Source organism: Flavobacterium degerlachei (assembly GCF_900106645.1).
Taxonomy (GTDB): domain Bacteria; phylum Bacteroidota; class Bacteroidia; order Flavobacteriales; family Flavobacteriaceae; genus Flavobacterium; species Flavobacterium degerlachei.
Map to the genome: position 1 here is coordinate 54,969 of NZ_FNMV01000007.1, position 26,584 is coordinate 81,552.

The following is a 26,584-nucleotide window of genomic DNA, read 5'->3' on the forward strand; positions in this document are numbered from 1 at the left end:
AATCAAAAATCGAATGGAAACAAAAAAGAAAATTTTCACTGCAGCACCTTTGCCATTTATGGGGCAAAAACGCAAATTTCTAAAGCAGTTTAAAACCGCTTTAAAGCAATACCCTGACAATGCAGTCTATGTAGACTTATTTGGCGGCAGTGGTTTGCTAAGTCACACAGTGAAGTCAGTTTACCCAGATGCAAAAGTAATTTATAATGATTTTGATAATTTTAGAGAACGCCTTGAGAATATCGATAAGACTAATCAGCTTATTGAAGGCTTAAGGGCTATTTTAAGCGATTATCCAAAAGATAGTAGAATTATTGGGCGCACAAGAGATAGTGTTATAGCGTGCGTCAAATTAGCTCACGAGGGCGGTTATGTGGATTATATTACATTGTCTTCTAGTATTTTGTTCAGTATGAAATACGTGCTTTCGTTTGAAGCTTTGGAAAAGGAGACGCTTTATAATTGCGTTAGGAAGTCCAATTATAGTGGCGTGGGCTATCTGGAAGGCATTGAAGTAGTGAGCAAATGCTACAAAGAGTTATTTGGGAACCACAAAGATACCGTTAATGTGGTATTTCTAGTTGATCCTCCTTACCTGTCAACTGATGCCGGAACGTACAAGAGTTACTGGAAGTTAAGGGATTATCTGGACGTGCTGCAGGTGTTGGACGGTACAAATTACTTTTATTTCACGTCTAACAAGTCCTCTATCATTGAGCTATGTGAGTGGATTGAAACTAAAACACCTATGAGTAATCCGTTCACGGGTGCTGCAGTGGAGTCTATGAACGCTACAGTTAACTACAACTCAAGCTACACGGATATCATGCTCTATAAGCAATGGACGCATAATATTAGTTAATGGGTCTTTAATTAGTGTTTAAACTTAGTTTAAAAGCCTGTGCATTAAATGCACAGGCTTTTTTTTTTGATACTTTTCGTTGTGTATTTATGTACTTTTGGTTTTTCCGATTATATGGAATTGTAATCATTTTCTTTAGTACTTAATTTTTACTTCACAATGAGGGATAGCTTCCCCAGTTTACTTCCCTCAAAACCATAAAAAAACCCGAGCTGCTGTTGCAACTCGGGTTTTGAATTTTATATCAAAACTGGAATTAGTCTTTCAATCCTAATTTAGTTAAAATAGTCTCTAATAAACACCATTTAGTAAAACCAGATTGAATTAAATTAACTCCTATAAAAGCGGTAAACCACAGCCAATTTATATTTACATAGATTGCCAATAACAAACTGGTTAGGATAAATGATCCTACTAGAATTCTAAAAACTTTATTTTTCATTTTTTATAATTTTTATTAATTGTGTTTCTCAATATTTAATACTGCCACATGAATGTTTGATAAACTTTCTTGCTTCGCATTGAATTCGTTTACTTTTTCAATAAATGTATCTACATTTCCATTGTCTACAAAGGCGTAATACAATATGGATTCGTTTTGGCTCATTTCGCTTCCAAACCAATTTCCTTCCATTGACATTTCAGAAATATCCTTAAATCCTGTTACCTCTTTGTAGCTAAAGTTTTTTACCTCAGCTTGTTTCAGCATTTTTTTAATGTCTTGGTCAAATGCCGCTATGGCTGTTATGATAAGTAGTTTCATTTGTTTTTTTGTTTAAGGTTTGAAGTTTAAGGTTTTAGTGCTGTAACTTTAAACCTTAAACGTTGAACAATTTTTATTTTTCCCATTTCTTTCTCTCCGTCACATAATAAATCAACGGCACTACAATCAATGTTAGAATAGTAGAAACAATGGCTCCAAATACTAATGAAATTGCCAATCCTTGAAACAACGGATCAAATAAGATAATGGAAGCTCCAATAACTACCGCTCCAGTTGTCAATAGGATAGGGGAGGTTCTTACCGCTCCAGCCTCAATAATCGCTTGTTTTAACTGCACACCGTCATTCAGTCGTATTTCGATAAAATCAATCAGTAAAACCGAGTTTCTTACCATAACTCCTGCTAAGGCAATCATACCAATGAAAGAAGTTGCTGTGAAATAAGCACCTAATAACCAGTGCCCAAACACGATCCCGATTAAGGATAGCGGAATCGCTAACATCATCACCATTGGTGTTTTAAAGTTCTGGAACCAGCCCACAATCAACATGTAAATGATCACGATAGCTACTAGAAAGGCAACACCTAAGTCACGGAATACTTCTAATGTAATTTGCCATTCCCCATCCCATTTTACCGTAAAATCACTTTCATCCGTTGGTTGATCCATGTATAATTCATTGACTTTGTATCCTTTTGGAATATTCATTTTGTCTAATTTCTCCGTCATTCCCAGAATGGCATACACAGGGCTTTCTAATGCTCCAGCCATATCAGCGGTAACATAAACCACACGTTTTTGATCTTTTCTATAAATGGTTTTTTGTAACGTATCTGTTTTTACTTTTACTAAATCACTCACCGGAATCATATTCCCTTGGCTTCCTTTTATTTTCAAGTTCTGAATGTCTTGCAAGCTTGTTTTGTCTTTATCGTCAAGCGAAAGAACAATACCTACATTGTCATTAGAATTTTCAGCATACAAATTAGAAACAGGATATTCTTTCAATAGATAAGTCAAATTCCCTACTATTTGTTGTGGTGCAATCCCGTTCAGCATTGCTTTTTCTTTGTCAACTTCCAGTTTGTATTCTGTTTGATTGTCTTCTACAGTCCAGTCGATATCTACAATACCTTCCGTTTTATGGAGAATATCTTTTACTTGTTGTGCTACTTTAATTTGGTCTTTGTAATTTGGACCATAAACCTCAGCAACCAATGTTGACAAAACAGGAGGTCCTGGTGGAACTTCGATTATTTTTACATTCGCACCATATTTCTTAGCGATTTTCTGAATTTGCGGACGTACATTTTTAGCAATGTCGTGACTTTGTAATTTCCGATCTTCTTTGTGCAATAAATTCACTTGAATATCAGCCATATTACTTCCACCACGCAAATCATAATGACGCACTAATCCGTTAAAAGTGATTGGTGCCGATGTCCCAATGTAGTTTTGATAATCAACAACCTCTGGAATTGTGGTTAAATACTGCGCAATTTCTTTAGTAACTGCTGATGTTCTTTCCAGAGTCGCTCCTTCAGGCATATCAATTACTACTTGAAATTCATTTTTATTATCAAAAGGCAACATTTTTACTAAAACCGATTTGGTAAAAAACATACCAACAGAACCAAACAATAATAAAACAGTCACCCCCACAAGTACTCTTCGCTTCATGCTGCTTTCCAGTAAAGGACGCTCCAGCTTGCTGTACATTCTATAGATGAAACTAGTTTCTAGTCCTTCCTGCTCTTTATGTTCTTGCGTATCTTTTTCTTGTAATAAATGATATCCTAAATAAGGCGTAACAGTCAATGCAACAAACAGTGATAGTATCATGGCAATCGAAGCACCAATAGGCATCGGACTCATGTAAGGTCCCATCATTCCAGATACAAACGCCATAGGTAATATAGCAGCAATAACCGTAAATGTTGCTAAAATCGTTGGATTCCCTACTTCATTTATCGCATAAATAGCGGCTTGTTTAAATGGTAATCGCTTCATCTTGAAATGCCTGTGCATATTCTCTGCGATAATAATACTATCATCGACGACAATTCCCACTACGAATACTAAGGCGAAAAGCGTGATTCTATTCAATGTATAATCCAGCATATAATAACTGAATAAGGTCAATGCAAAAGTCAATGGTACCGAGAAGAAAACAACTAATCCACCTCTCCAGCCCATAGCAAGCATCACTAAGAACGTTACTGCCAAAATTGCAATTCCTAAGTGTAGCAATAATTCACCCACTTTATCTGATGCCGTTTCACCGTAATTTCTAGTTACTTCGACATGAACATCATTAGGAATCATTGTAGTTTTTAAATGGTTTACTTTATCAATGATTTTCTCCGAAATTTTCATCGCATCAGCACCTTTTACCTTACCTACAGATATTGTTACGGCTGGATATTCAGATTTTGCATCTTTGTATTTTTCGTTTGATTTACTATACCCAAAGGACACATAACTTTTTGCGGTAGACGGGCCATCTTGAACTGTAGCCACTTGTTTTAAGTAAACAGGCATGTTTTTATTAATCCCTACAACCAGATTTTCTACATCGTCAGCTGAGGTTAAGAACTTCCCTGTCGTAATCAAATATTCCTCATCGTTATTGACAAAACTCCCTGATTGCGAACTGCTATTATTCGCTTGGATCATTTGCATAATACCCATAGGGTCGATGTTATTCTCTGCCATTTTATCTTTGTCCAAAATCACTTTTAGCACTCGGCTTCTTCCACCAATTTCTTTAGTAATCGCAACATCTTTTACCTTTTCAACTTCAGATGTTACTTCTTCAGCAATTTGGCGCAATTGAAAATCGTCCATTTTGTCGCTCCAAAGCGTGATTCCAAGCATTGGTACATCATCAATAGAACGTGTTTTTACCATTGGTTTGTACACTCCTTTTGGGAACATATCTTCGTGTTTTGCCAGTTCGTCGTATAATTTCACATACGAACGCTCCACATCCTGACCTACATAAAACTGAACAATAAGCATCGCCTGACCATTCATGGCCATGGTATGCACATGTTCAACCCCTTTGATATTTGAGATGATTTTCTCTAGCGGTTTTGCCACACGGCTTTCTACCTCAGTAGGGCTCGCTCCTGGATAACCCACCATGACGTCAGCCATCGGAACATTAATTTGTGGCTCTTCTTCTCTTGGAATAAGAAAAGAACTATACACACCAATGATCATCAAACCGATCATCATCAAAATAGTTAGTTTTGAATTGATGAAAAAATTGGCAATTTTACCTGAAATTCCTTCTTGCATAATATTTTATTTATTTGGGCGTGTTCGCCGCGGCGAACGGGCTATTCGTTTCAATCTTTTTCTTGTTCTCGATACTTCCGCTAAAAAGCGGAAACTCGAACTGACGAAAAAGGATTTTCACTTCTATCCCTCACGCAGAATTAAGGACTATTTTTTTATTCATTTTCAGTTTAGGTGTTCTGATTTTTGAACTTTTAAACTTTAAACTTTTTTTACTGAATACTAACTTTCGCTCCGTTGAACAATTTACCTTCAGCAGAGATAATATAGTTTTCATCAGCTGATAATCCAGACAATACTTCCACTTGGTCGCCATAAGTTTTTCCAGTACGCAACCATCTTAAGATCGCTACATTTTCATTTCCTATCGTGTATATTCCAGTAAGTTGACCTTGTCTTAGTAGGGCACTTTCTGGAACTAAAATCACATTACTTTTGGAAGTATTCGATTTGTTTTCAACAGGAAACTGCACATTAACAAACATTCCTGACAAGACTGAACTGTCCGTTTTATCTAAATTTATTTTTACCAGATATTGTCCACCTGTGTTTTTTGCAGATAGACTCACTTCACTTACTTTACCCGTCAATTTTTCATTAGATGATTTTACTAAAATGCTAACAGGCATTCCCTTTTTTATACTAGTAATATCAGTTTCAGAAACCATGGCGCTTACCTCTAATTTAGATGCACCTTCAATACTTACTAATGGCATTCCTGGGTTTGCCATATCACCTTCTTTTACAAAAGTATTAGTCACAACACCAGAGAATGGAGCCGTAATATTAGAATAATTGAATTGTGCCAAAACTTCATTTCGCATTTGTTTTGCCCCTTCAAGTCCCGCTTTGGCCATTTCATAACGAGCAGTCATATCATCTAATTCTTTTTGTGAAGCACTTTGCTGTTTGAATAAGTTCGTAAAGCGATCGTAATCTTTTTTAGCACTATTGTATCCCGCAGTTGCTTGAAGAATATTAGCATCTGCCTGTGCTTTTTTTGCTTGTAAATCAGAGTTGTTGATACTTACCAATGTCTGTCCTGCACGTACTTTTTGTCCTATCTGAACATATACTTTAGTTACATATCCCATCATTCTAGTACTCAAATCGGCACTGTTTTCGGCTTCGATTTTTCCGCTAGCGCTTACATAGGGGCTATTGTCATTTTCAGAAACGCCACTTACTTTAACGGCAATTGCAGGAGATTGAGCAACCGCTTCTTTTTTCTCTCCATTACAGGATGTTAAAATAAAAAGTGAAATTGAAATTAGTGTTATTATTTTTTTCATGGTTTTTCGTTTGATTATTTTTGTCTTTATTAGATGCTCTTTGATCTATATTCTTTACTCTATCTTCTTAATTATATTACTTCGTTAAGAATTGTAGGTACTGTTGTGTATAATTGTATTCAAAAACAGCTTGTAAGTATTCCAATTCTTTTTTGAACATTTGAGTTTCAGCTTGTAATAAGTCTGTTGTTTTTTCTAAACCTTGTGTAAAACGATTGCTTCTAATTCTGTATGCTTCCTGTGATTGTTCCAAATCCAACTTAGAAAGATTGACCTTATTCTCAGCATCTTTTATTTGACGAGTAGTTTTGTTTAGTTCCAGTTGGCTTTTCGCTTTGTATTGTTGAGTTTCAATTTCTGCTTTTTGAAAATCAGCTTTTGCTTTTTCCATTTTTCCAATCGATTTATAACCGTCAAATACATTCCATGACAATTGTGCCCCTACAGTATATCCTTTTGCTTTTGTTCCAAAAAGGCTGTCGTCATATAATTCATAACTTCCAAAAGCATTCAATCTAGGTAAGAAATTCATCTTACTAGAAAGAAACATTTTTTGATACGCTTCCGTTGATAGATCCATTGCCTGAATATCTTTTCTGTTTTCGGAAAGATTTGTGTCAATATTTTGAATTGCAATTGTATTTTCTAATGCTTCAGTTGGTTTGTATACCTTGTCTCCAAGATCTTCATTCAATAAAAAAGCCAAATAATCAGATGCATTTTGAACATTACTAATAGCGTATTGCAATTGGTTTTTAATTTCGTTTACACGAACCTGCACCGAAAGCAAATCTGTTTTTTGAAGAATTCCTTGTTTAAAATAATTTTCAATTAATTTCAAATTGGCATCTGCAGTTGTATTTGCTTTCTCTAAAACAGCCACTGCTTTATAAGCCAATTGCAATTCCATAAAAGATTTATTGACCTCCAGTTCCAGATACTCCTTGGTACGTTCTGTCTGCAGTTGAAACGCATTCATTTTTGCTTTAGCAGCTTGTCTTCCGTAGATTCCATCTACATTAATTAAAGGCTGCAAAACCTCAATTTTAGTAGCGTAATTTTGTATGCGATTTGGATTGTTAAGTAAATTAGGGTCAAAATCAGAAGCCGTTAGAATCTCTTGATTTAGTTTAGATCCAAAAGCCATTAAAGGATTTGTAGTAGAAATAGCTGTATGCGAGGCAGTTATATTGGGTAAGAAAACAGCATTGGATTGTCTGTAATCCGCCTGTGCGGATTTAAATTCTTGGTTGGCAATTTTAATTTGTAAATTTTTGTCCGATACTTTTTGCAAAAGTTCACTCTTGGAAATAGCCAAAGTATCCTGACTATAGCTAATAGCCGAAATAGAAATTGTTCCTAATAATACTATTAAATTTATTTTCTTCATAATTTTTATTTCTAATTATTGGACAAAGATAAATTGGCAATAAGCCATACACAGTAACAAATGTCACACTTGGGCTACAAATGGTAATTGCTATGAATGATTTTGTTTAAAATGCTTGAAGTTAATTAGTAAAGGGGGGGATTTAAATTTGGAATAAGTTTTTATTTTCACTTTGGGTACGACAATGTGTGATAACAACAATTTTTTATACCCTAAAATTTATTTTAAAATAGTGTTAAAATTGTTTGATTTGGTTATAGTTTGTCGCTTTGTAGAAATTACAATTAGTTGAGCCCATTTGAATCCTTAGGTATCAAATGAGCTTATAAGATATGACTAGTATTTTGTAGCTAATGCTATTATTAAGACTTTTTGTATGCTTGCTACCATAAATTTGGAGTAAAAATTTTATTTATTACTACTGGATTTTGAAGTATTAAACCAATAGCTAATGCCAGCAGAAAAATAGAAAACTTCCTTAAGATCTTCTTTTATTACGGCATCCTCAGTTGTAATAGTAGCGCTGCTTTGAGGGAATGCTAGGTGTGGAGTAAATGAAAAAATAAATGAGTTGTAATAGTAATTGATAGGTAAGCTGAACTCTATATCTAATAATTTGAATTCATCGACTTCATTAATTCCTACAACGGTGGTACCTATTAGTTGGTCTTGTCCGTTACCATTTCCCTTCCTGTTTCCTACACGATTGTATTTGTAGTATTCCTGATAGAAATATTGAGAACCTGCATAAATATTAAAAGTGGGTTTTATTTCTAGACTTTTGTCGGTAGTATATAATGATTTAGCAAGTTGTCCTCCTAGGAAAAAGTCGGTATTACTGTTTTTACTAAAATAACTACTTGCAGTTAATGAGGCTTCAAAAATATCTAAATCATAACTTAGAATTGCTGAGATATCTGCTTCAATTTCAGATTGAATGCTGTAACTATTATCATTAAAAAAATATTTAGTTCCAGAAAGAGCACCACTTAACTTATTAGACTTAAAATGGTATCCTGCCGTTAGTAAAAAGAGATCTACTCTGTTATCATTTGACTTAGTAAGATAGGATAAAGAGGCATCTGCAAAAAAACCTGAAGCATCATAATATCCTATGGAAGGAACGATATAAGGAGCCGTAATTGAATCACGTCGTCCCATAAATACAGCATCATTTTGAAAACTAATGTCGGTTAATATATAGGATTTTGCCTTGTCTACTTTTTTATTATCTTGTGCTATCAAGTAGATAGGTAAACAAAAAAATAATAGGATTAATAATTGACTGTGATTTTTCATTTTGAATAAATTTAGACATTAGAACTAAAGGAGTTTTAGCATTAAAAACTCCTTTATATCTAATTAAATTAATAGCTATTTTCCTCTTGCTTTTCCTTGAACCTTATTCATTTTTTGCATCGAAGGTTTATTCTGAATTTTGTTCATATTCATGTTCTTTTTAATCAACATTTTTCTTTGTTGATATGTGTTTTTGAACATTTTACCATCCATATTCAAACATTCACCTTCTTTTAATTTTAACTGTCTGCGATTCCCTTTTTGATAGGTTCCATCAGGGTTCACAACAGTCCCGTTATTCAATGTCAGTTTTTCTTGAAGGCGGTTTTGCTCTTGGTTTTTAATTTGATAAAGATTTCCATCTATCATTGTTAAATGGGAACGATTTTGATTGCGTTCCATCATTTGGGTTTGTGTTAGATTTTTGTTTTCTTGTTTTATTTTTGATCTGTATTGATACTCGTTAGAATAAACGTTACCACTCATGTCTAAACATTCGCCATCACGTAAGCGCAATCTATCTCCTCCTCTTTTTTGATAAGTACCATCTGGGTTTACTATTGTGCCATCTGCAAGAGTTAACTTATCATTTAACCGTATTTGATCACGGTCTCTAATTTGTAGAACATCGCCGTCTACAAGCATTAACCGATCGCGGTCACGATCTTGATCTTTGTCTTGATCACGGTCCTGAGCAAATACTGTTGTACTTCCTATAATTGCAAAAACTAATGTTAATAAAATCTTTTTCATGTCTTGTTTATTTAAGAATTAATATTAAAGTAAAATTAAGGTTGTAAATAATAATTAAACATGATAATTATCAGTAAATCAAATATTTACGAATTTATTTTTGTTTAATTAGAGCCTGTTTTCTAATAAATTTAATAATTATTTTGAAATTATAAATAATTGAATATCAATAATTTATAATTAATCGATTAAAAGTAAATAAATGGAGATTAAGTGATGAAATCACTTTTTTTTATGTCAGAAATTATTGAATCAGCGTATTTTTAGTTGAATTAAATGTGGGGTAATTACTGTAGTAAAAGCTGTTATTTTTAATTTGGTATATGAATTTCATGAATTATATTTATATCTGTGCATTAATAGGGAATTAAATTGTATTTTTCATTACATTTTTTGAATGTATTATCTTTAGTAATTAACGCTAAGTTTATAATACTACTTTTGCTTAATTTACTTGCCCTATATATAAGTCAGATCATAAAAAAGTTTATGTATTAGTATTTTAAGCTGCATAAAAATTTTATTAATAATTAGTTTGTTTTTATGAGTACGAATTTTGCCAAACCTACCTACGAAGAACTTCTCAAGATTGTAAAAGTCCAAGAGTTAGAAATTAATCGTTTAAATAAAAAAGAACTATCAGCAACAAATTTAGATTTCTACTTCAATGAATCTTTAGATTTGGTATGTATAGCTGGGACTGATGGTTTTTTTAAGCAGATTAATCCTGCTTTTATTAAAAGTCTAGGATATACTAAACAAGAATTATTGAGTTCTCCTTTCATTTCATTTGTTCATCATGCTGATGTAGCAAAAACGAATGCTGAAATTGATCAATTAAGTAAAGGAAAGTCATCATTACAATTTGAAAATAGATTTATCAATAAAAAGGGGGATATTGTTTATATACAATGGACAGCCAGTGTAGACTCTTCGAAAGAAAATATTTATGCAATTGGGCGGGATGTTACTAATATAAAAAAAGCACAGGCAGATCTACTGGAAAGTGAAGTGTTACTTGAAAATGCACAAAAAATATCAAAGATAGGTAGCTGGGAGTACAATTTTGCTGATCATAAAATGATTTGGTCAAACGAATTGTATTCAATTTATGAATTAGAAAAGAAGAATAATCAAGATTTATTTCAAGAATTTATAAGTAGGTTTTCAAAGACAGATGTTGATTTGTTTTTAAAAAAAATCACACAGTGTAAAATTGATAAACAGTCATTTGAAATAGAGGGAGCCGCTATTGTTAGTATAGCTACTACAAAATGGGTTCATGCCGTTGTTTATCCAGTTACCGATGAAAAAGGAATTGTATTTGCATTAAGGGGTAATACGCAAGATATCACCGAACAAAAGCAAAGTAGCGATGAGCTTGATACGAGAATACGAACAGAGACAGAATTAAAACTAAGATTAATAGAAGAGGAAAGTAATCGTAAGTTTAAAAATTATATTGATAATGCACCTGACGGTGTATTTGTTGTGGACAAAGAAGGAAATTATTTAGAGGCTAATCCCGCAGCAGTTTCTATGACGGGTTATTCAAGGGATAAAATTTTAACGATGAAATTTGGTGATTTATCAGGAGCAGAGTTAAATGAGAATGCTATTAAGGAATTCTTTAAGCTTATAGAAAAGGGTATTGCGAAGAAAGAACTTAAAATTACTACGAAAATAGGGGAGGTGAAATGGTGTTCCATTGAAGCTGTAAAATTATTGGAGAATCACTATGTTGCTTTTGTAAAAGATATAACAGAAACCAAAAAAGCTTTTGATACTATCATTAATAATGAGAAATATTTTAGGGCTTTGGTTGAAAATAATGAGGGAATTATTACCGTTCTTGATGAAAAATCAAAAACCATATTTCGCAGTCCAGCTTCGCAACGAATAACTGGATATACAAATGAGGAGTTTACTACTATTTCTGATTTAGAATATTACCATCCAGATTATATTGAATATATGCAGAAGAATATTCAAAAAACAGTGGATAATCCAAATATTCAAGTTCCGGTTTTATTTCAAGTCAAGCACAAAAAAGGGAACTATATCTGGTTAAAAGGGGTTTTAAAAAATCTGGTTATTGATGGCAGCATGAAGGGTATGGTAGCCAACTTGCAAGATGTAACTGAAAGTAAAATTGCTCAAGAATTAATTGAACAAAGTGAGAAGCGCTTTCGTGCATTAGTTGAAAACAATGACGGTATTATAACTGTAGTTGATGAAAATCTAAAAGTCATATTTCGCAGCGTATCGTCGTTTCGCGTTACTGGTTATACTGATAAAGAGTTTGACGAAATCAAGTATAATGAATACTTCCATCCCGATTATTTAGAATATATTCAACAAAAAAGGCAGGAAGTATTAGAGAATCCAGGAAAGCCAATTCCATTTTTATTTCAAGTGAAACACAAAAAAGGCAATTATATTTGGCTTGAAGGTGTTTTGAATAATCTCCTAGATGATAAGAGTGTTAATGGTATCATAGTCAACCTAAAAGACATCACAGACAGTAAACTTGCAAAAGATTTAGTTGAAGAAAGAGAAAAGAGATTTTATACATTAATAGAAAATGCAGACAGTATTATTTCATTGGTGGATAAGGACAAGAACAGTTTATTTAGAAGTTCTTCTTCAAAGAGATTAACTGGCTGGACAGACGAAGAGTTTGATCGGTTGTCTGAAGAAGAATTTTTTCATCCAGACTCTTATCAATATATAAAAAAACTTAAGGAAAAATTATTGGCATCGCCTGGAGAATTAATTCCTGCGCTTTTTAAGGTAAAGTGTAAAAACGGTAATTATGTGTGGCTCGAAGGCAGTCTCAAAAACATGTTTCATGATAAAAACCTTAAAGGTTTGATTTCAAACCTAAGAGATGTAACTGAAAGTAAATTAGCTAATGAACTGTTAATAAAGGAAAGAGATAAGTTTGCTAAAATTGCTGCTACTTCGCCAGGGTTGATTTATTCTATGAGGCAAAACAAGGACGGATCACTTTGTTACCCATATGCAAGTGAGGCAATTGAAGATATTTATGGGTTTCGTTATGAAGAAATTGAGAGCGATTCAGATAAGATATTTGCCTTAATTCACCCCGAAGATGTTGAACTTGTGATTCAAAAAATAAATACTACCAAAACAGAACTAGTACCTCTTAAAGGAATATATCGTTATCTGCACCCAGATAAGGGATTAGTGTGGCACGAAGTAAACTCATTGCCTGTAGTCGAACCAGAGGGAACTGTCATTTGTCATGGTATAATAACTGATATTACCGAAAGAGTAATTGCTGACAAGAAACTAAACAAAGTCAATAGACTTTACTTATTTATCAGTCAGATAAACCAGATGATTGTTCGGGCAACTGATGAACAATCCCTTTTTAGAGAAGCCTGTAATATTGCTGTTGAAGTAGGTGAGTTTAAGATGGCTTGGATAGGTCTAGTAGATGAAAACACCAATAGAGTAATTCCAGCTATGATTGCAGGGGAAGATAATGGATACTTGTCTATAATCAAAAGTATATCGAAAGACGATATTCCAGAAGGCAGAGGCCCTGCTGGGAATGCCCTTCGCAAAGAAAAATATATGGTTTGCAATGATATCGAAAATGACGTGCAAATGAGACCATGGAAAGAAGAGGCTTTGGGTCGAGATTTTAATTCCTTAATTAGTTTACCAATAAAAAAATCAGGAAATACAATCGGGCTTTTTACTTTATATGCTTCTGAAAAAAACTTTTTTGATGACCAAGAAATTGCCTTACTCCAAGAAGCAACTGATGACGTCTCTTTTGCACTTGAAGTTTTTGATAGAGAAATTCAAAGAAAAAAAGCGGAGGAAGCGGTATTCCAAAGTGAGAAAAGGTACCATACCCTTACAGAATTCTCTCCTGTTGGAATCTTTCGTACCGATGCTTCGGGCTATACTACCTATGTAAATCCTAGTTGGACGCAAATTTCAGGTTTGTCTTATGAAAGAGCTTTAGGAAACGGATGGCTAGATGCAGTCCACGCTGAAGATAGAAAGGCAATTCTCAATGGTTGGGAAAACGCAACAATTAAGAGTGAAAAATCACTGTCTGAATACCGTTTGGTAAAACCTGATGGCACTGAGACTTGGGTAATGGGACAAGCGATACCTGAGAAAAATTTAGATAATGAGATTATTGGCTATATTGGAACGATAACGGATATTACGGACCGTAAAAATGTAGAGAGTGTAATTATAAAAGAAAAGCAACTTTCTGAAACCATAATAAATAATTTGCCAGGAATTTTCTATCTATATGATGAGTCTGGCAAATTTGTAAAATGGAATAAAAACTTCGAACGTGCTACTGGTTATAATAGATTTGAAATAGCGAAAATGAAGCCAGAAGATCTTTTTGATGAAGGAGAAAAAGAAAGAATTACGGCAAGGATAAAAAGCGTATTTAGCAATAGTTTGCCAGGTATTGAAAATAAGCTCCCGGGTATTGAAGTTGAGTTTTACACGAAAAATAAAAATAAAACCCCCTATTTTATCGATTCACTTGCCATAGAATATGAAGGCAAAAAATGTGTATTTGGCATGGGGCTAGACCTTACAGAAAGGAAAAAAGCAGAAGAAGAGTTCGAGAAAATCCATGAAAAAATGGAAGCCATTCTTGATGCTATTCCAGATTTATTATTTGAAGTTGGAATTGACGGACATATTTATAATTTTCACTCCCGACTTAAAGATTTTCCTGAAATTTATTCTAATAATGTAATAGGTAAAACGTTTTTTGATATTTTACCACTTGATGCTGCTAATTTGGCATTGTCAGCCATACATGAATCAACTGTTAATGGATTTTCTACTGGTAGGCAGTATAGCTTAGATTTTCCAACAGGTATTCGTTGGTTCGAACTTTCTATCGCACCTATGCAAGAAAGTGAGGAGCACGATACACATTTTATTTGCTTGTCACGGGAAATAACCGATGCTAAAAAAGGAGATGAAGCATTACTTAAAAGTGAAGAGAGATATCGCGGTTTACTAAATAACTTAGATGCGGGAGTTGTTGTTCATGCCTTAGACACTTCAATAATTATGAGCAATCAGAATGCTTCCGAATTATTAGGGTTGAAAGTGGAGCAAATGCTTGGTAAACAATCAATTGACCCCGAATGGAGGTTTTTAAACGAGGACGGTTCTTCAATGGTCATTGATGATTTTCCTGCAAACCGAATAGTTAACACTAAGGAATCAATTAAAAATGTTATTGCTGGGGTTTTTCGCCCAATAAGTAATGATACCGCATGGCTTCTGGTCAATGGCTATCCTTTTTTTGATACGAATGGAAATTTGGTCGAAATTGTAATCAGTTTTATTGACATCACGGAACGAAAATTAATGGAAATTGAAATTACTGAGGGCAGGAAACAGGCCGAATCAGCTAATAAAGCTAAAACTGATTTTCTGGCCAACATGAGCCACGAAATTAGAACGCCACTTAATGGGATTATTGGGTTTACGCATCTTTTGATGAAATCAAACTTAGAAAAGAATCAATCAGAATATATGTCAACCATTAATGAATCGGCAACTTCATTACTGGAAATCGTAAATGATATTTTGGACTTTTCAAAAATTGAATCAGGGAAATTAGAGTTAAATATTGATGAGCTGGATTTATTTAAATTGACGCATCAGGCAATCGACTTATTTAAATATCAAGCTGAGCAAAAAAACATCGAGTTAACACTTCATCTAGGCGAAGATGTTCCACAATTCATTCTTGCAGATTCAGTGAGATTAAAACAAATATTAGTGAATCTTTTGAGCAATGCTTTAAAGTTTACAAATACGGGGACCATACGTTTGGACATTGATACCATACTAAATAATAATATAAATTCATCACTAATAAAGTTTTCTGTAAAAGATACTGGTATTGGAATTAAAGGGAGCAATAACGCTAAAATATTTCAATCTTTTGTTCAGGAAGATAACTCGACCAACCGAAAATTTGGAGGAACAGGGTTGGGCCTAGCTATTTCGAATCAACTTCTGGCATTAATGAATAGCAAGTTAAATTTAATCAGTAAATACGGTGAAGGAAGTGATTTTTTCTTCGAAATTGAATTTGAAATGTTGGAACATAACAATAACTTAATTCCTAAAGCAGAGGAGCTAAATAAGGGTGAAGTCATTCTCACTTTGCAAATTCATGGATATAAGAAGGTATTGATTGTAGAAGACAATAGGATAAATATGCTTTTAGCAAAAACATTAGTTAAAAGGCTAATTTCAGATTGTATTATATATGAAGCTAAGGATGGTTTTGAGGCAATTGACCAATTTAAAAAGGAGATGCCGGATATTATTTTAATGGATATTCAAATGCCAAATAAAAATGGATATGAGGCAACAATGGAAATCAGACAGTTAAAAAACGCTTCCGAAATACCCATAATAGCAATTACGGCAGGTATAATGGCAGATGATAAAGAAAAATGTTTAGATGCGGGATTGAATGACTATTTATCTAAGCCTATTATCGAATCTGACTTAGAAAAAATGCTAGTTAAATGGCTGAATAAGTAAGCTCTTTTACTATATTTATTTATCAATTTAATCTTCTTTGCTTTTCCCAATGAAAACTTTTGCATTTTACTTAGAGTGAAAATTCAAAGCATATTTTAGTTAGCTAATTTATCCAACTATTTATTTGTTTATAAAGTAGAAGAGAAACTTTTGTTAAGGAAAAATAAAAGCTAATATTGTAGTGTAGTGATTATTGAATTTTAAGAAAAGCTTTGATTTTTATGTTTTTTTTTAATATATTTATTTAATAATTACTTAATAATCAATTGGTTTAGGTGGTGGGAGATTAAAAGTAAAATTGCAATATGAAAATAATTACGAAAGAAAGTACAAACAATAAAATTAACCAAATCTCTAAAGACCATTCGGAAAATGATTTTTCTAGTACTGTAAAAGAAAAATTCCCTATCGTGGGTATAGGAGCTTCTGCAGGTGGATTAGAAGCATTCGAATTATTTTTTAAAAATTTGCCCATCGACACTGGGATGGCTTTTGTGATTATTCAGCATTTAGATCCTACCCATGAAGGAATGTTACCTGAATTGATTCAGCGAAAAACGGGTATGGTTGTATTGCAGGCCAGTGACTGTTTAAAAGTGAAACCAAACTATGTATATGTAATACCTCCAAACAAGAGTTTGTCAATACTAAATGGGACATTACATCTATTTGATCCGTTGGAAATTAGAGGGCTACGTTTGCCCATTGATATTTTCTTTCGTTCACTAGCTGCAGATAATAAAGAAAAAAGTGTAGGAATAATTTTGTCAGGTATGGGATCTGATGGCTGCCTTGGTCTTAGAGCAATAAAAGAACAAAATGGTTTAGTGATGGTACAAGAACCTTCATCGGCTAAATTTGATAGTATGCCTTCTAATGCCATTAGAGCAGTTACCGCAGATATTATAGCTCCGGTGGAAGAATTACCTGCCAAGCTTATTAAATTTTTGAAATTTTTCCCTGCTGAAAAAAATACAATTGAGGCCAAAAGTAAAAGTGGTATAGAGAAAATTATTATCCTACTGCGGGATCAATCAGGACATGATTTTTCGATGTACAAAAAAAGTACCATGATGCGACGAATAGAAAGACGCAAAGGGATACATGGAATTGATGATTTAGATAAATATGTCCTTTTTTTACAGAAAAATCCTGGAGAAGTTGAACTGCTATTTAACGAATTGTTGATAGGTGTAACCAGTTTTTTTAGGGATCCAGAGGTTTGGAAAAAACTTAAAGAGGAAATTTTTCCTGCATACATTAAAACACTAGCTGACAATTATGTACTAAGAGCATGGGTCACTGCTTGTTCAACTGGTGAAGAAGCGTATTCTTTAGCAATATTGTTTAAGGAAGTTATTAGCGAAATGGAAAATGATAGGGGATTATCATTGCAAATATTCGCATCAGATATTGATATACACGCTATCGAAAAAGCACGTAAGGGGTTGTTTTCAAGTAATATTGTTGCTGATGTATCAGCAGACCGCATCAACAAGAATTTCAAATCTGAGGCGGCAGGTTTTCGTGTAAATTCTGAAATTAGGGAGATGTTAATTTTTGCTCCACATGATTTAATTAAAGATCCTCCTTTTACTAAACTAGATATACTAACATGCCGTAATATGCTTATTTATATGGAGCCACCATTACAAAAAAAAATAATGGCATTGTTTAATTATAGCTTGAAACCTGGAGGTATTATGATACTTGGAACAGCGGAAACTCTAGGACAAAACAATACTGATTTTGATGTAATTGATTCCAAGTTGAAATTTTTTAAAAAAACGAAAAGTTCTAAATTAACGGAGTTTATAGATTTCCCAAGCTCTTTCATAGGAGGCAAAAAAAAATTAACGATGACTAAGACTACCCCAAAAATGACAGAAAACATACAAACATTTGCAGACCAAATTTTGCTGCAACGTTTTGCGCCTGCCAGTGTGATGGTTAATGAAAATGGGGATATTTTATATATTACTGGCCGAACCGGAAAATACATAGAGCCAGTTGCGGGAAAAGCAAATTGGAATATACATGCTATGGCTAGAGAAGGATTGCGCAATGTACTTCCTAGTGCTTTTAGAAAAGCTAAAAAAAGTTTTGAACCAGTTGTATTGCCTAGAATAAAAATAGGTAATGATAGTGGATCAATTTTGGTGGATATTACCCTTCAGCAGATTGAAAGTCCATCTGAGATAAAAGGGATGATTATGATTGTTTTTAATGAATTACCTAATACAGTTGAATCAAATGTAAAATCAAATATTCAATTTGGGAAAGATGAATTGAGCGAGTTAGAAGCAGAGTTAAAGCAAAGTAATATAGATCTTCAAATCACTAGAGAGGAAATGCAAACTTCACAGGAAGAACTCAAATCCTCTAATGAAGAATTGCAGTCTACCAATGAAGAGTTACAGTCTACTAATGAAGAACTGACCACTTCAAAAGAAGAAATGCAAAGTTTAAACGAAGAACTACAAACGATAAATGCAGAATTACAAAGCAAGTTAATCGATTTTGAGCAGGCAAATAATGACATGAAAAATTTGCTTAACAGTACTGATATAGCCACTCTTTTTCTCGATATGGATTTGAATATCCGTAGGTTTACGGAACCTGTTTGCAAAATATTTAAGTTACGAAGTTCAGATGTAGGAAGACCTTTTACCGATCTGGTAACTGAATTGGAATATCCTGAATTGAAGATGCACGCCTTAGAGGTAATTAAAAATCTAACTTCGATACAAACTAAAGTCACAACTAAGGATGGCAAATGGTTTTATGTGAAAATCATGCCTTATCGCACTTTGGATGATCGTATCGACGGACTGGTTATAACGTTCATAGATATTTCTTTAGCTAAAAAGGCAGAAGAGGCACTTAATTATGAAAACAGGTATCTACGATTGTTTGAATCGGCAAAGGATGGTATACTTATTCTGGATGCTGAAACGGGGAAAATTATTGATGTTAATCCATTTTTGATTGAAAAACTAGGTTTTTCACACGAGCAATTTATGGAAAAAACAATTTGGGAAATTGGAAAGGCTCAAGACGTAAAGGCTAATAAAGCTAAGTTTTTAGAATTGCAGAAAGAAAATTTCATCCGCTATGAAAATTTACCACTTGAAACCGCAACAGGTGAAATAGTTAATGTAGAGTTTGTAAGCAATGTGTTCACCGTAAATAATAATAAGATTATTCAGTGCATAGTTAGAGAGACAACTGATAAGAAAAGTATAGCGGATGAGGTACTAGGAGAGCATGAGGTTCGTTACCATCAGCCTTTTGAATCTATAGATGAAGGGGTTTTATTCATTGATGCCGATGCTGGTAAAATAGTAGATATAAACAAGTTTTTGATTGATCTCTTAGGCTATCCAAGAGAGTATTTCTTTAAACATCAAGTTTGGGATATGGAATTTTTTAAAGCTATTGTACCAAATAAAAGTAAATTTTTGGAATTGCAACAAAGGGAATTTATTCACTACGAAGATGTTCCTATAAAAATAGCCAATGGAAATAAAATTCATATTGAATTTACCAGTAACATCTATTTTACAGATTACAATAAGATAATACAATGTTTTATTCATCAGGTTACAAAACCTAAAGATCTTAAAGAAATAAGTGATGCAAGAACGGAATAGTTAATTTCTATATATAGTTTCTAGAAAGATGAAATTGTACTTTAATAACAGTAAGAATCATGAAAAACTCAGTGGACATATTAAAAGCAGCCCAACTACTTCGTGAAAAAGCAGAAAGTAGACTTAAAGCAAAAACTTCAGTTTTGCAGTCCAAGCTGACTGAGGTTGAAGCAATGAAACTTATTCATGAGCTGGAAGTACATCAGATAGAACTGGAACTGCAAAATGAGGAGCTTTTGCTTGCCATGGAGCAAAAAGAAATTGCTACTGAAAAATATATTGAATTGTATGATTTTTTGCCGTCAGCCTATTTTAATCTTACTAAGGAAGGAAATGTGATAGCGGCAAACTTGTATGGTTCGCAATTGTTAGGGAAAGAACGAGTTAAATTAATCGATAGCAGGCTTGGTTTTTTTATTTCGGATGAGACAAAACCAGTTTTTAATCTTTTTTTAGAGAAAATATTTAAAGATAGGATTAAGGAATCATGTGAAGTTGTTCTTTCAGGTAAGGATGCTAATCCCATTTATGTAATGCTTACAGGAATTATTTCTGAAGATAGTAAGCAGTGTCATATTATTATGGTTGATATTACGGAAAGGAAATTGATTGAAATGGAATTAGTGAAAGCTAAGGAGCAGGCTACTGCTGCAAGTAAAGCTAAAACTGATTTTTTAGCTAATATGAGTCATGAAATTCGAACACCATTAAATGGAATAATTGGTTTTACTGGCCTATTAATGAGCTCCAAACTAGAGAAAAGCCAGATGCAATATATGTCTACAATTAATGAGTCGGCTAATTCATTAATTCATATTGTCAATGAAGTATTAGATTTCTCTAAGATTGAGGCTGGTAAGCTTGAATTAGAAATTTCGGAAACAAATCTATTTCAATTATCGAATCAAGTCATTGATTTATTCAAATTTCAAACTATCAAAAAAGAGATAGATTTGATATTAAATATAGGGTCGACTGTGCCACAATTTGTTCAAGCAGATGTGACAAGATTAAAACAAGTATTAGTCAATTTAGTTAGCAATGCCGTAAAATTTACACATAAAGGGACAATTACTTTAGATGTTACTGAAACTCCTTCTTTAAATAAATATTATTCAACAGTAAATTTTTCTGTAAAAGACACAGGTATAGGGATAGAAGATGTTAATAATGAAAAAATATTTAAATCCTTTATGCAATGTGACAGTTCCACCTGCAGACAGTTTGGAGGTACTGGATTAGGACTAACCATTTCAAATCAACTTTTAGATTTAATGGGTAGTAAACTAAATCTGGAAAGTAAATTTGGAGAAGGAAGTAATTTTTTCTTCACTGTTCAGCTCAAAAAGTCTAATCAAATTGAAAGTAATGACGGTGAGGACTTTACTGTGGAAGAGGAAGAGCGATGGATTCCTCTATCCCCTTTAAGTTATAATAAAATACTAGTAGTTGAGGACAATAAGATTAATATGCTTCTGGCTAAAACACTGCTGAAAAGAATTATTCCTGATTGCGAAATAATTGAAGCTGTTGATGGAAATGACGCCATTGACAAATATGTAAAAGAGCATCCGGACTTGGTGTTAATGGATGTTCAGATGCCCAATAAAAATGGTTATGATGCTGCATCTGATATTATAAAGCTAAGGGGAGCTGAAAACACTCCTATTATCGCCATGACTGCGGGAATCTTAATAGGTGAAAAAGAAAAATGTTTTGAAGTGGGAATGGACGACTATATGCCAAAACCAATTATCATTGCTGATTTGATGAGAATTCTACATAAATGGAATAAGAAATAGACTGTGCATAAGCAAGAAGCTACTGTGTTTCTCTTACAGAACAAAATGATTTTCTAATCGCTTACGTTCTTATCGCTAATTCGTTTTCTTGTAACTCCAAACAGCAAGTCCATTTATAGAAAAGGCATAAAAAACAATTATAAAAAAAGGTGTAGATATATCTGAAAAAGTAGCCCCTTTGAGCATCACCATTCTAATAATTTCCACAAAATAGCGTATTGGATTAACCAGTGTAATTTGCTGTGCCCAATTAGGCATGCTTTCTATTGGAGTGAACAATCCACTCATTAGTATGAAGATAACAGTAAAGAACCAGGCTATGAACATAGCTTGTTGCTGTGTTTCAGTATAATTAGAAATAAATAAGCCAATTCCCAGAATTACCAATAAATAAACAGACGTAAAGAGGTAGATTAATCCAATATTACCTATTATGGGAATTTGAAATACTACTCTGGCAATGATTAATCCTACGGTCAAAATTAGTAAGCCCAGTACCCAAAACGGGAATAATTTTCCAATGATAAATTGATGTTTCTTGATAGGCGTAACATTGATTTGTTCTAAGGTGCCAATTTCTTTTTCACGGACAATATTCATTGCCGATAGAAAAAGGGTAAGCATAGTAACTAACAAAACTAAAATTCCAGGAACCATTAGTGTTTTATAATTCAAAGTTTTATTGTACCAAAAAGAAGGAATTGTAATAATGTTTTGAGGCTGTATAAAAGTACCTTCATTGTATTGAGACAATTGAGTCCGTATCTTTTGGTTATAACTAGCTATTATTTGTGAAATATAGACATTTTCGACTCCTGCGGCGGCACCATCAATTGCATTTATACTTACTGAAAGTGCTGCTTTTTTTTCGCTTAATAAATTCCGTTCAAAATGATTGGGAATTTCAAGAATGACATCGACTTTGCCCTTTTGCATTTGTAAATTGGCTTCCTTTTTTGAAGGAAATTCATCCACCATGACGAAGTAGCTTGATGATTGAAATTTACTGATTAGTTCTCTTGAAGAAGCTGAATGATCGTTGTCAACATAAGAAAACTTTATGTTTTTAACTTCAAAACTCGCAGCATTAGATAAAACCAATAGTTGAATAAAAGGCAAAACAAATATAATAGGCAGCATGGCTTTATTTCTAAAGATTTGTCTGAACTCCTTTTGTATGATGAATAATATTGTTCTCATTTTTTATTTTTTAGCCCTGATTGAAGTGAAAATCCTTTTAACTCGTTTTTTAACGAGGGAAAAGATTGAAGCGTAAAGCAGGAAATAGCTCCTAAAAATTATTCCAATCGAATTTTATATTTTTTGATGCTTAATGCAATGAAAAATACCGTCATTCCTATTAAAATTAATGTTTCCTTCCAGATGATACTGATGGAGGCACCTTTGAGCATAATGGCTTTTATGATGATAATAAACCATTTTGCGGGTATGATATTACTAATAATTTGTAATGGTAGGGGCATACTTGAAAGTGGAAAAATGAATCCGGAAAGTATAATTACGGGCAACATCAGTCCCATTAAAGATAGCATCATTGCAGTTTGTTGCGAATTGGCCACAGTTGAAATTAATATACCTAAAGACAATGCTGTGACAATGAATAAAATACTTTCAAAAGCCAACAGAAATAAACTTCCTTGAATGGGCATTGCGAATACAAATACGCCTAAAGTCAATATAACAATGGCATTAATAACGGAAAGGAATATATAAGGGAAGACTTTTCCAAGAATTACCTGCAATGGATTAAGCGGGGAGACAAGTAGCACCTCCATTGTACCAAGTTCTTTCTCACGGGTGATGGAAATTGAAGTCATCATGGCTGAAACTAACATTAAAATAATTGTCATGACACCTGGTACAAAAGTAAAGACACTCTTCAATTCAGGGTTGTAATACAACTGAGTCTGTGAATGTATTTGATAACTAACTTGATTGTTTTTGTTGGCTTCCTGCATGTAGTTTTGCAAAATAGCATTGATGTAATTGGTTATGGTATTGGCGATATTGGGATCTGTGGCATCTGTTATGACTTGTACTTTTGCTTGTTTTTTAGTTTGTAAATCTTTTATGAATTGATTTTGAAAAACTAAAACTGCTTTTACTTTCCCTTTTTTGAATATCGATTCTATTTGGGTTTCACTATCAATTTCCTGTTCGATATGAAAATAAGGAGAAGCACTGATTTTATTGATTATTTTTTGTGTTTCCGTGTCCTTTGAGTAGTCTAAAATTGCAATATTTACATTATTGATTTCGTTTGTAATTGCGAAACCAAATAACATTATCTGGGCAATTGGCATCCCAAAAAGGATAAACATGGAGCGTTTATCTCTGAAAATATGGTAAAATTCTTTGGTTACAAAACCGATAAATCGTTTCATTTATTAAAAGTTTAATGTTTCAGGTTTAAAGTTTAAACTGATCGTAGTCTATTTTCTATTATCTCTGATCTGTCTTCTTTAATCTTACTCTATGTTTCTTGCCAATTTTAAAAACACTTCATTCATAGAATCTACATTGAACTGTGTTTTTAAGTTTTTTGGTGTATCTAAAGCTTCAATATGTCCTTCAACCATAATAGAAACCCGATCACAATACTCCGCTTCGTCCATATAATGCGTAGTTACAAATAGTGTGGTTCCTTTGTGCGCCTCGGCATAAATCATTTCCCAGAATTGCCTTCTTGTTATGGGATCAACACCGCCAGTAGGCTCGTCCAGAAATACAATTTTAGGTTCATGCAATAAAGCGACGGAAAAAGCTAGTTTTTGTTTCCATCCTAAAGGTAGAGAACCAACGAGTTTATTAGCCACTTCCTCTAATTGTAATTCTGCAATTAATTTGGACGTTTTTTCTTTAATTTGGCTTTTTGACAAACCATAAATTCCTCCAAAAAAAGTAATATTTTCTTTAATGGTTAAATCGTCATACATCGAAAATTTTTGACTCATATAACCAATGCTTTTCTTGACCATTTCCGAATTGGTTTTGACATCAAAACCTGCAACAGTTGCCTCTCCCGAACTAGGTTTTGAAATTCCGATAAGCATTTTCATGGCCGTTGTTTTTCCAGCACCATTGGCTCCCAAAAAACCAAAAATTTCACCTCTATTTACTTCAAATGAAATATTATTTACGGCAGTGAAATCACCAAATTTTTTGCTGAGGTTTTGTACGGATATGATTTTTTCTTGGTTCAAAACTTATTGGTTTAGGTTTGTTAAATCCATGAATACGTCTTCGATTGTTGTTTTTGATGTTTTAATTACAATTTCTTGATGACTATTTTGTTGCAAATATTTTTCTAATTCCAGCGGATTGAAATTTTCATTTTTATCGATGTAATGAATGAATTCTCCAAAAGCAAAAACACTGTATTGACTTGGGTAATTTTTTAAATCTAGTATTAGTTGATGCGTGTTTTTTGACTGGACATCATAAATGGTTTTGTCATAATTCGTAATTATGTTTTGGGGTGTATCAATTTTTAAAATGCTTCCTTTTTGAATCAAAGCAATTCGGTCACACAAAGTAGCTTCATCCATGTATGGCGTCGAAACCAGAATGGTAATGCCTTTTTGCTGTAAGCGCTTCAGCATTTCCCAAAATTCTTTTCTTGAAACAGGATCGACTCCCGTAGTTGGCTCGTCAAGAAACAGCACCTTAGGTTTATGAATTAAAGCACAACATAATGCCAGTTTTTGTTTCATTCCACCCGAAAGTTTTCCCGCTCGTCTATTTTTGAAAGGCTCAATTTGGATATAAATATCCTTGATGAGGTCGTAATTTTCTTCTAGAGTGGTACCAAATATAGTGGCGAAAAAATTCAGGTTTTCTTCAATGGTTAAGTCTTGGTACAAAGAGAATTTTCCGGGCATATAACCCACTACTTTTCTAATAGATTTATACTCTTTGACGACATCAAAACCAGCTACAGTTGCGGTTCCTTCATTAGCAAGTAGGAGCGTAGTCAGTATTCTGAATAATGTAGTTTTTCCCGCCCCATCAGGACCGATAAGTCCAAATAATTCCCCTTTCTTTACTTCAAAAGTAATAGATTCAACTGCAAGGTTGTTTTGGTAGGATTTTGAAATATTTTGAACTTGGATACCCATTATTTAATCAATAAAAAATTGCTTTCTTCTATGGCGTCAATTCTGTGTTTAACATCAGGTTCTATATTCACAAAGTCACCTGATTTTAAATTAAAAACAGATTCTTTTTCATCTTTATAAACGGCACTTCCTGAAACACAGACTAAAAGTACAGGGACTTTTGTAATATGCTCTTTCAATTGTTCTCCTGCGGCGATTTGCAACGAGATCACTTTGCCTTCCGTTGCTGAGAAAAGGAGTTTTGTTTGTACTGGTTTATTGTCTGTATGAAGGTGATTTAAGTTCATTTTTTTCTTTTTATTTAGTTTCGTCCCATTCCTTTTCCGTGATTTTGTCTAAAATGGGTTTCAAACCATTCTGGTTTTTCGATCTCATTTTCGTAAATATAAGAGGCTATTTTATTTAAATCCTCTTCATTAAATGCTTGCTTTGGCATTGTATTAAATTTATTTAGGGCACCAATCATCAGTGCATTTTCTGCCTTTGGATCCGTTGCATAAGCAACAACTGCCTTAACAAAATCTGCCTTATTATTATATTCCATTGAATATCTTTTTTTTACGGCAATCATGGGTGGAGCAATGATTTCATCATGTGATTTTGTGGCAACACTATGGCAAGCATAACAATTTTCAGCCATCAATTTTTGACCTTCAGCCGCTGTGACATTCACTTCTTTCGTTTCTCGTTTATCCAAATTTTCTATAGCTTGTTTGTTTTTACAACTAGAAAAAAGTACAACTAGAATTATTATTATATTTACTTTCATTTTATATAA

At 33.4% G+C, this 26,584-nt stretch carries 17 protein-coding genes; 4 read left to right on the forward strand and 13 right to left on the reverse strand.

What is annotated here, in order from left to right; genetic code table 11:
- Positions 1-58: 58 nt before the first annotated feature.
- The gene (locus BLV91_RS08555; RefSeq protein ID WP_245709637.1) at positions 59-862 is read left to right on the forward strand and encodes a DNA adenine methylase; all 804 of its coding nucleotides are present in this window, start codon (positions 59-61) and stop codon (positions 860-862) included.
- 256 nt (positions 863-1,118) lie between these two features.
- Here the strand turns inward: BLV91_RS08555 and BLV91_RS08560 are convergent, their stop codons facing one another.
- The 7 genes from BLV91_RS08560 to BLV91_RS08590 all read right to left on the reverse strand — a co-directional run bounded on the left by BLV91_RS08560 (position 1,119) and on the right by BLV91_RS08590 (position 9,624).
- Positions 1,119-1,304 carry a YgaP family membrane protein gene (locus BLV91_RS08560; protein ID WP_091431854.1) on the reverse strand — a complete coding sequence of 62 codons (186 nt, stop codon included), beginning with the start codon at positions 1,302-1,304 and terminating at the stop codon, positions 1,119-1,121.
- 15 nt (positions 1,305-1,319) lie between these two features.
- The gene (locus tag BLV91_RS08565) at positions 1,320-1,625 is read right to left on the reverse strand and encodes a hypothetical protein (RefSeq protein ID WP_091431857.1); all 306 of its coding nucleotides are present in this window, start codon (positions 1,623-1,625) and stop codon (positions 1,320-1,322) included.
- Between the two features lie 73 nt (positions 1,626-1,698).
- Positions 1,699-4,890 carry an efflux RND transporter permease subunit gene (locus tag BLV91_RS08570; protein ID WP_091431859.1) on the reverse strand — a complete coding sequence of 1,064 codons (3,192 nt, stop codon included), beginning with the start codon at positions 4,888-4,890 and terminating at the stop codon, positions 1,699-1,701.
- Positions 4,891-5,102: 212 nt separating this feature from the next.
- On the reverse strand, positions 5,103-6,182 hold the full coding sequence (locus tag BLV91_RS08575) for an efflux RND transporter periplasmic adaptor subunit (protein WP_091431861.1): 1,080 nt from the start codon (positions 6,180-6,182) through the stop codon (positions 5,103-5,105).
- 76 nt (positions 6,183-6,258) lie between these two features.
- Complete coding sequence (locus BLV91_RS08580) at positions 6,259-7,572, reverse strand: TolC family protein (protein WP_091431863.1); 1,314 nt, start codon at positions 7,570-7,572, stop codon at positions 6,259-6,261.
- Positions 7,573-7,980: 408 nt separating this feature from the next.
- Positions 7,981-8,871, reverse strand: a complete 891-nt coding sequence (locus tag BLV91_RS08585; RefSeq protein WP_091431866.1) for a hypothetical protein — start codon at positions 8,869-8,871, stop codon at positions 7,981-7,983.
- 75 nt (positions 8,872-8,946) lie between these two features.
- Positions 8,947-9,624 (reverse strand): DUF6799 domain-containing protein, encoded by a 678-nt coding sequence (locus BLV91_RS08590; RefSeq protein WP_091431868.1) that lies wholly within the window; start codon positions 9,622-9,624, stop codon positions 8,947-8,949.
- Between the two features lie 543 nt (positions 9,625-10,167).
- On the opposite strand from BLV91_RS08590, the gene BLV91_RS08595 reads away from it, so the two are divergent.
- The 3 genes from BLV91_RS08595 to BLV91_RS08605 all read left to right on the forward strand — a co-directional run bounded on the left by BLV91_RS08595 (position 10,168) and on the right by BLV91_RS08605 (position 21,667).
- On the forward strand, positions 10,168-16,212 hold the full coding sequence (locus BLV91_RS08595) for a PAS domain S-box protein (protein ID WP_091431870.1): 6,045 nt from the start codon (positions 10,168-10,170) through the stop codon (positions 16,210-16,212).
- Between the two features lie 305 nt (positions 16,213-16,517).
- Positions 16,518-19,865 carry a chemotaxis protein CheB gene (locus BLV91_RS08600; RefSeq protein ID WP_091431872.1) on the forward strand — a complete coding sequence of 1,116 codons (3,348 nt, stop codon included), beginning with the start codon at positions 16,518-16,520 and terminating at the stop codon, positions 19,863-19,865.
- Between the two features lie 59 nt (positions 19,866-19,924).
- Positions 19,925-21,667, forward strand: coding sequence for an ATP-binding protein (locus BLV91_RS08605; protein ID WP_091431874.1), 1,743 nt, complete (start codon positions 19,925-19,927; stop codon positions 21,665-21,667).
- A 75-nt stretch (positions 21,668-21,742) separates the two neighbouring features.
- Here BLV91_RS08605 and BLV91_RS08610 read toward each other — a convergent pair whose 3' ends face one another.
- The 6 genes from BLV91_RS08610 to BLV91_RS08635 all read right to left on the reverse strand — a co-directional run bounded on the left by BLV91_RS08610 (position 21,743) and on the right by BLV91_RS08635 (position 26,575).
- Complete coding sequence (locus tag BLV91_RS08610) at positions 21,743-22,867, reverse strand: ABC transporter permease (protein ID WP_091431876.1); 1,125 nt, start codon at positions 22,865-22,867, stop codon at positions 21,743-21,745.
- A 98-nt stretch (positions 22,868-22,965) separates the two neighbouring features.
- Positions 22,966-24,072 (reverse strand): ABC transporter permease, encoded by a 1,107-nt coding sequence (locus tag BLV91_RS08615; protein ID WP_091431878.1) that lies wholly within the window; start codon positions 24,070-24,072, stop codon positions 22,966-22,968.
- Between the two features lie 84 nt (positions 24,073-24,156).
- Complete coding sequence (locus BLV91_RS08620; RefSeq protein WP_091431879.1) at positions 24,157-24,891, reverse strand: ABC transporter ATP-binding protein; 735 nt, start codon at positions 24,889-24,891, stop codon at positions 24,157-24,159.
- A gap of 3 nt (positions 24,892-24,894) precedes the next feature.
- The gene (locus BLV91_RS08625; protein WP_091431882.1) at positions 24,895-25,806 is read right to left on the reverse strand and encodes an ABC transporter ATP-binding protein; all 912 of its coding nucleotides are present in this window, start codon (positions 25,804-25,806) and stop codon (positions 24,895-24,897) included.
- A complete protein-coding gene (locus tag BLV91_RS08630) occupies positions 25,806-26,093 on the reverse strand; it encodes a cupin domain-containing protein (RefSeq protein WP_091431884.1) in 288 nt (95 codons plus the stop codon). Before BLV91_RS08630 ends, BLV91_RS08625 begins: the two co-directional genes overlap by 1 nt.
- Before the next feature lie 14 nt (positions 26,094-26,107).
- Positions 26,108-26,575, reverse strand: a complete 468-nt coding sequence (locus BLV91_RS08635; protein WP_091431886.1) for a c-type cytochrome — start codon at positions 26,573-26,575, stop codon at positions 26,108-26,110.
- Positions 26,576-26,584: the final 9 nt, after the last annotated feature.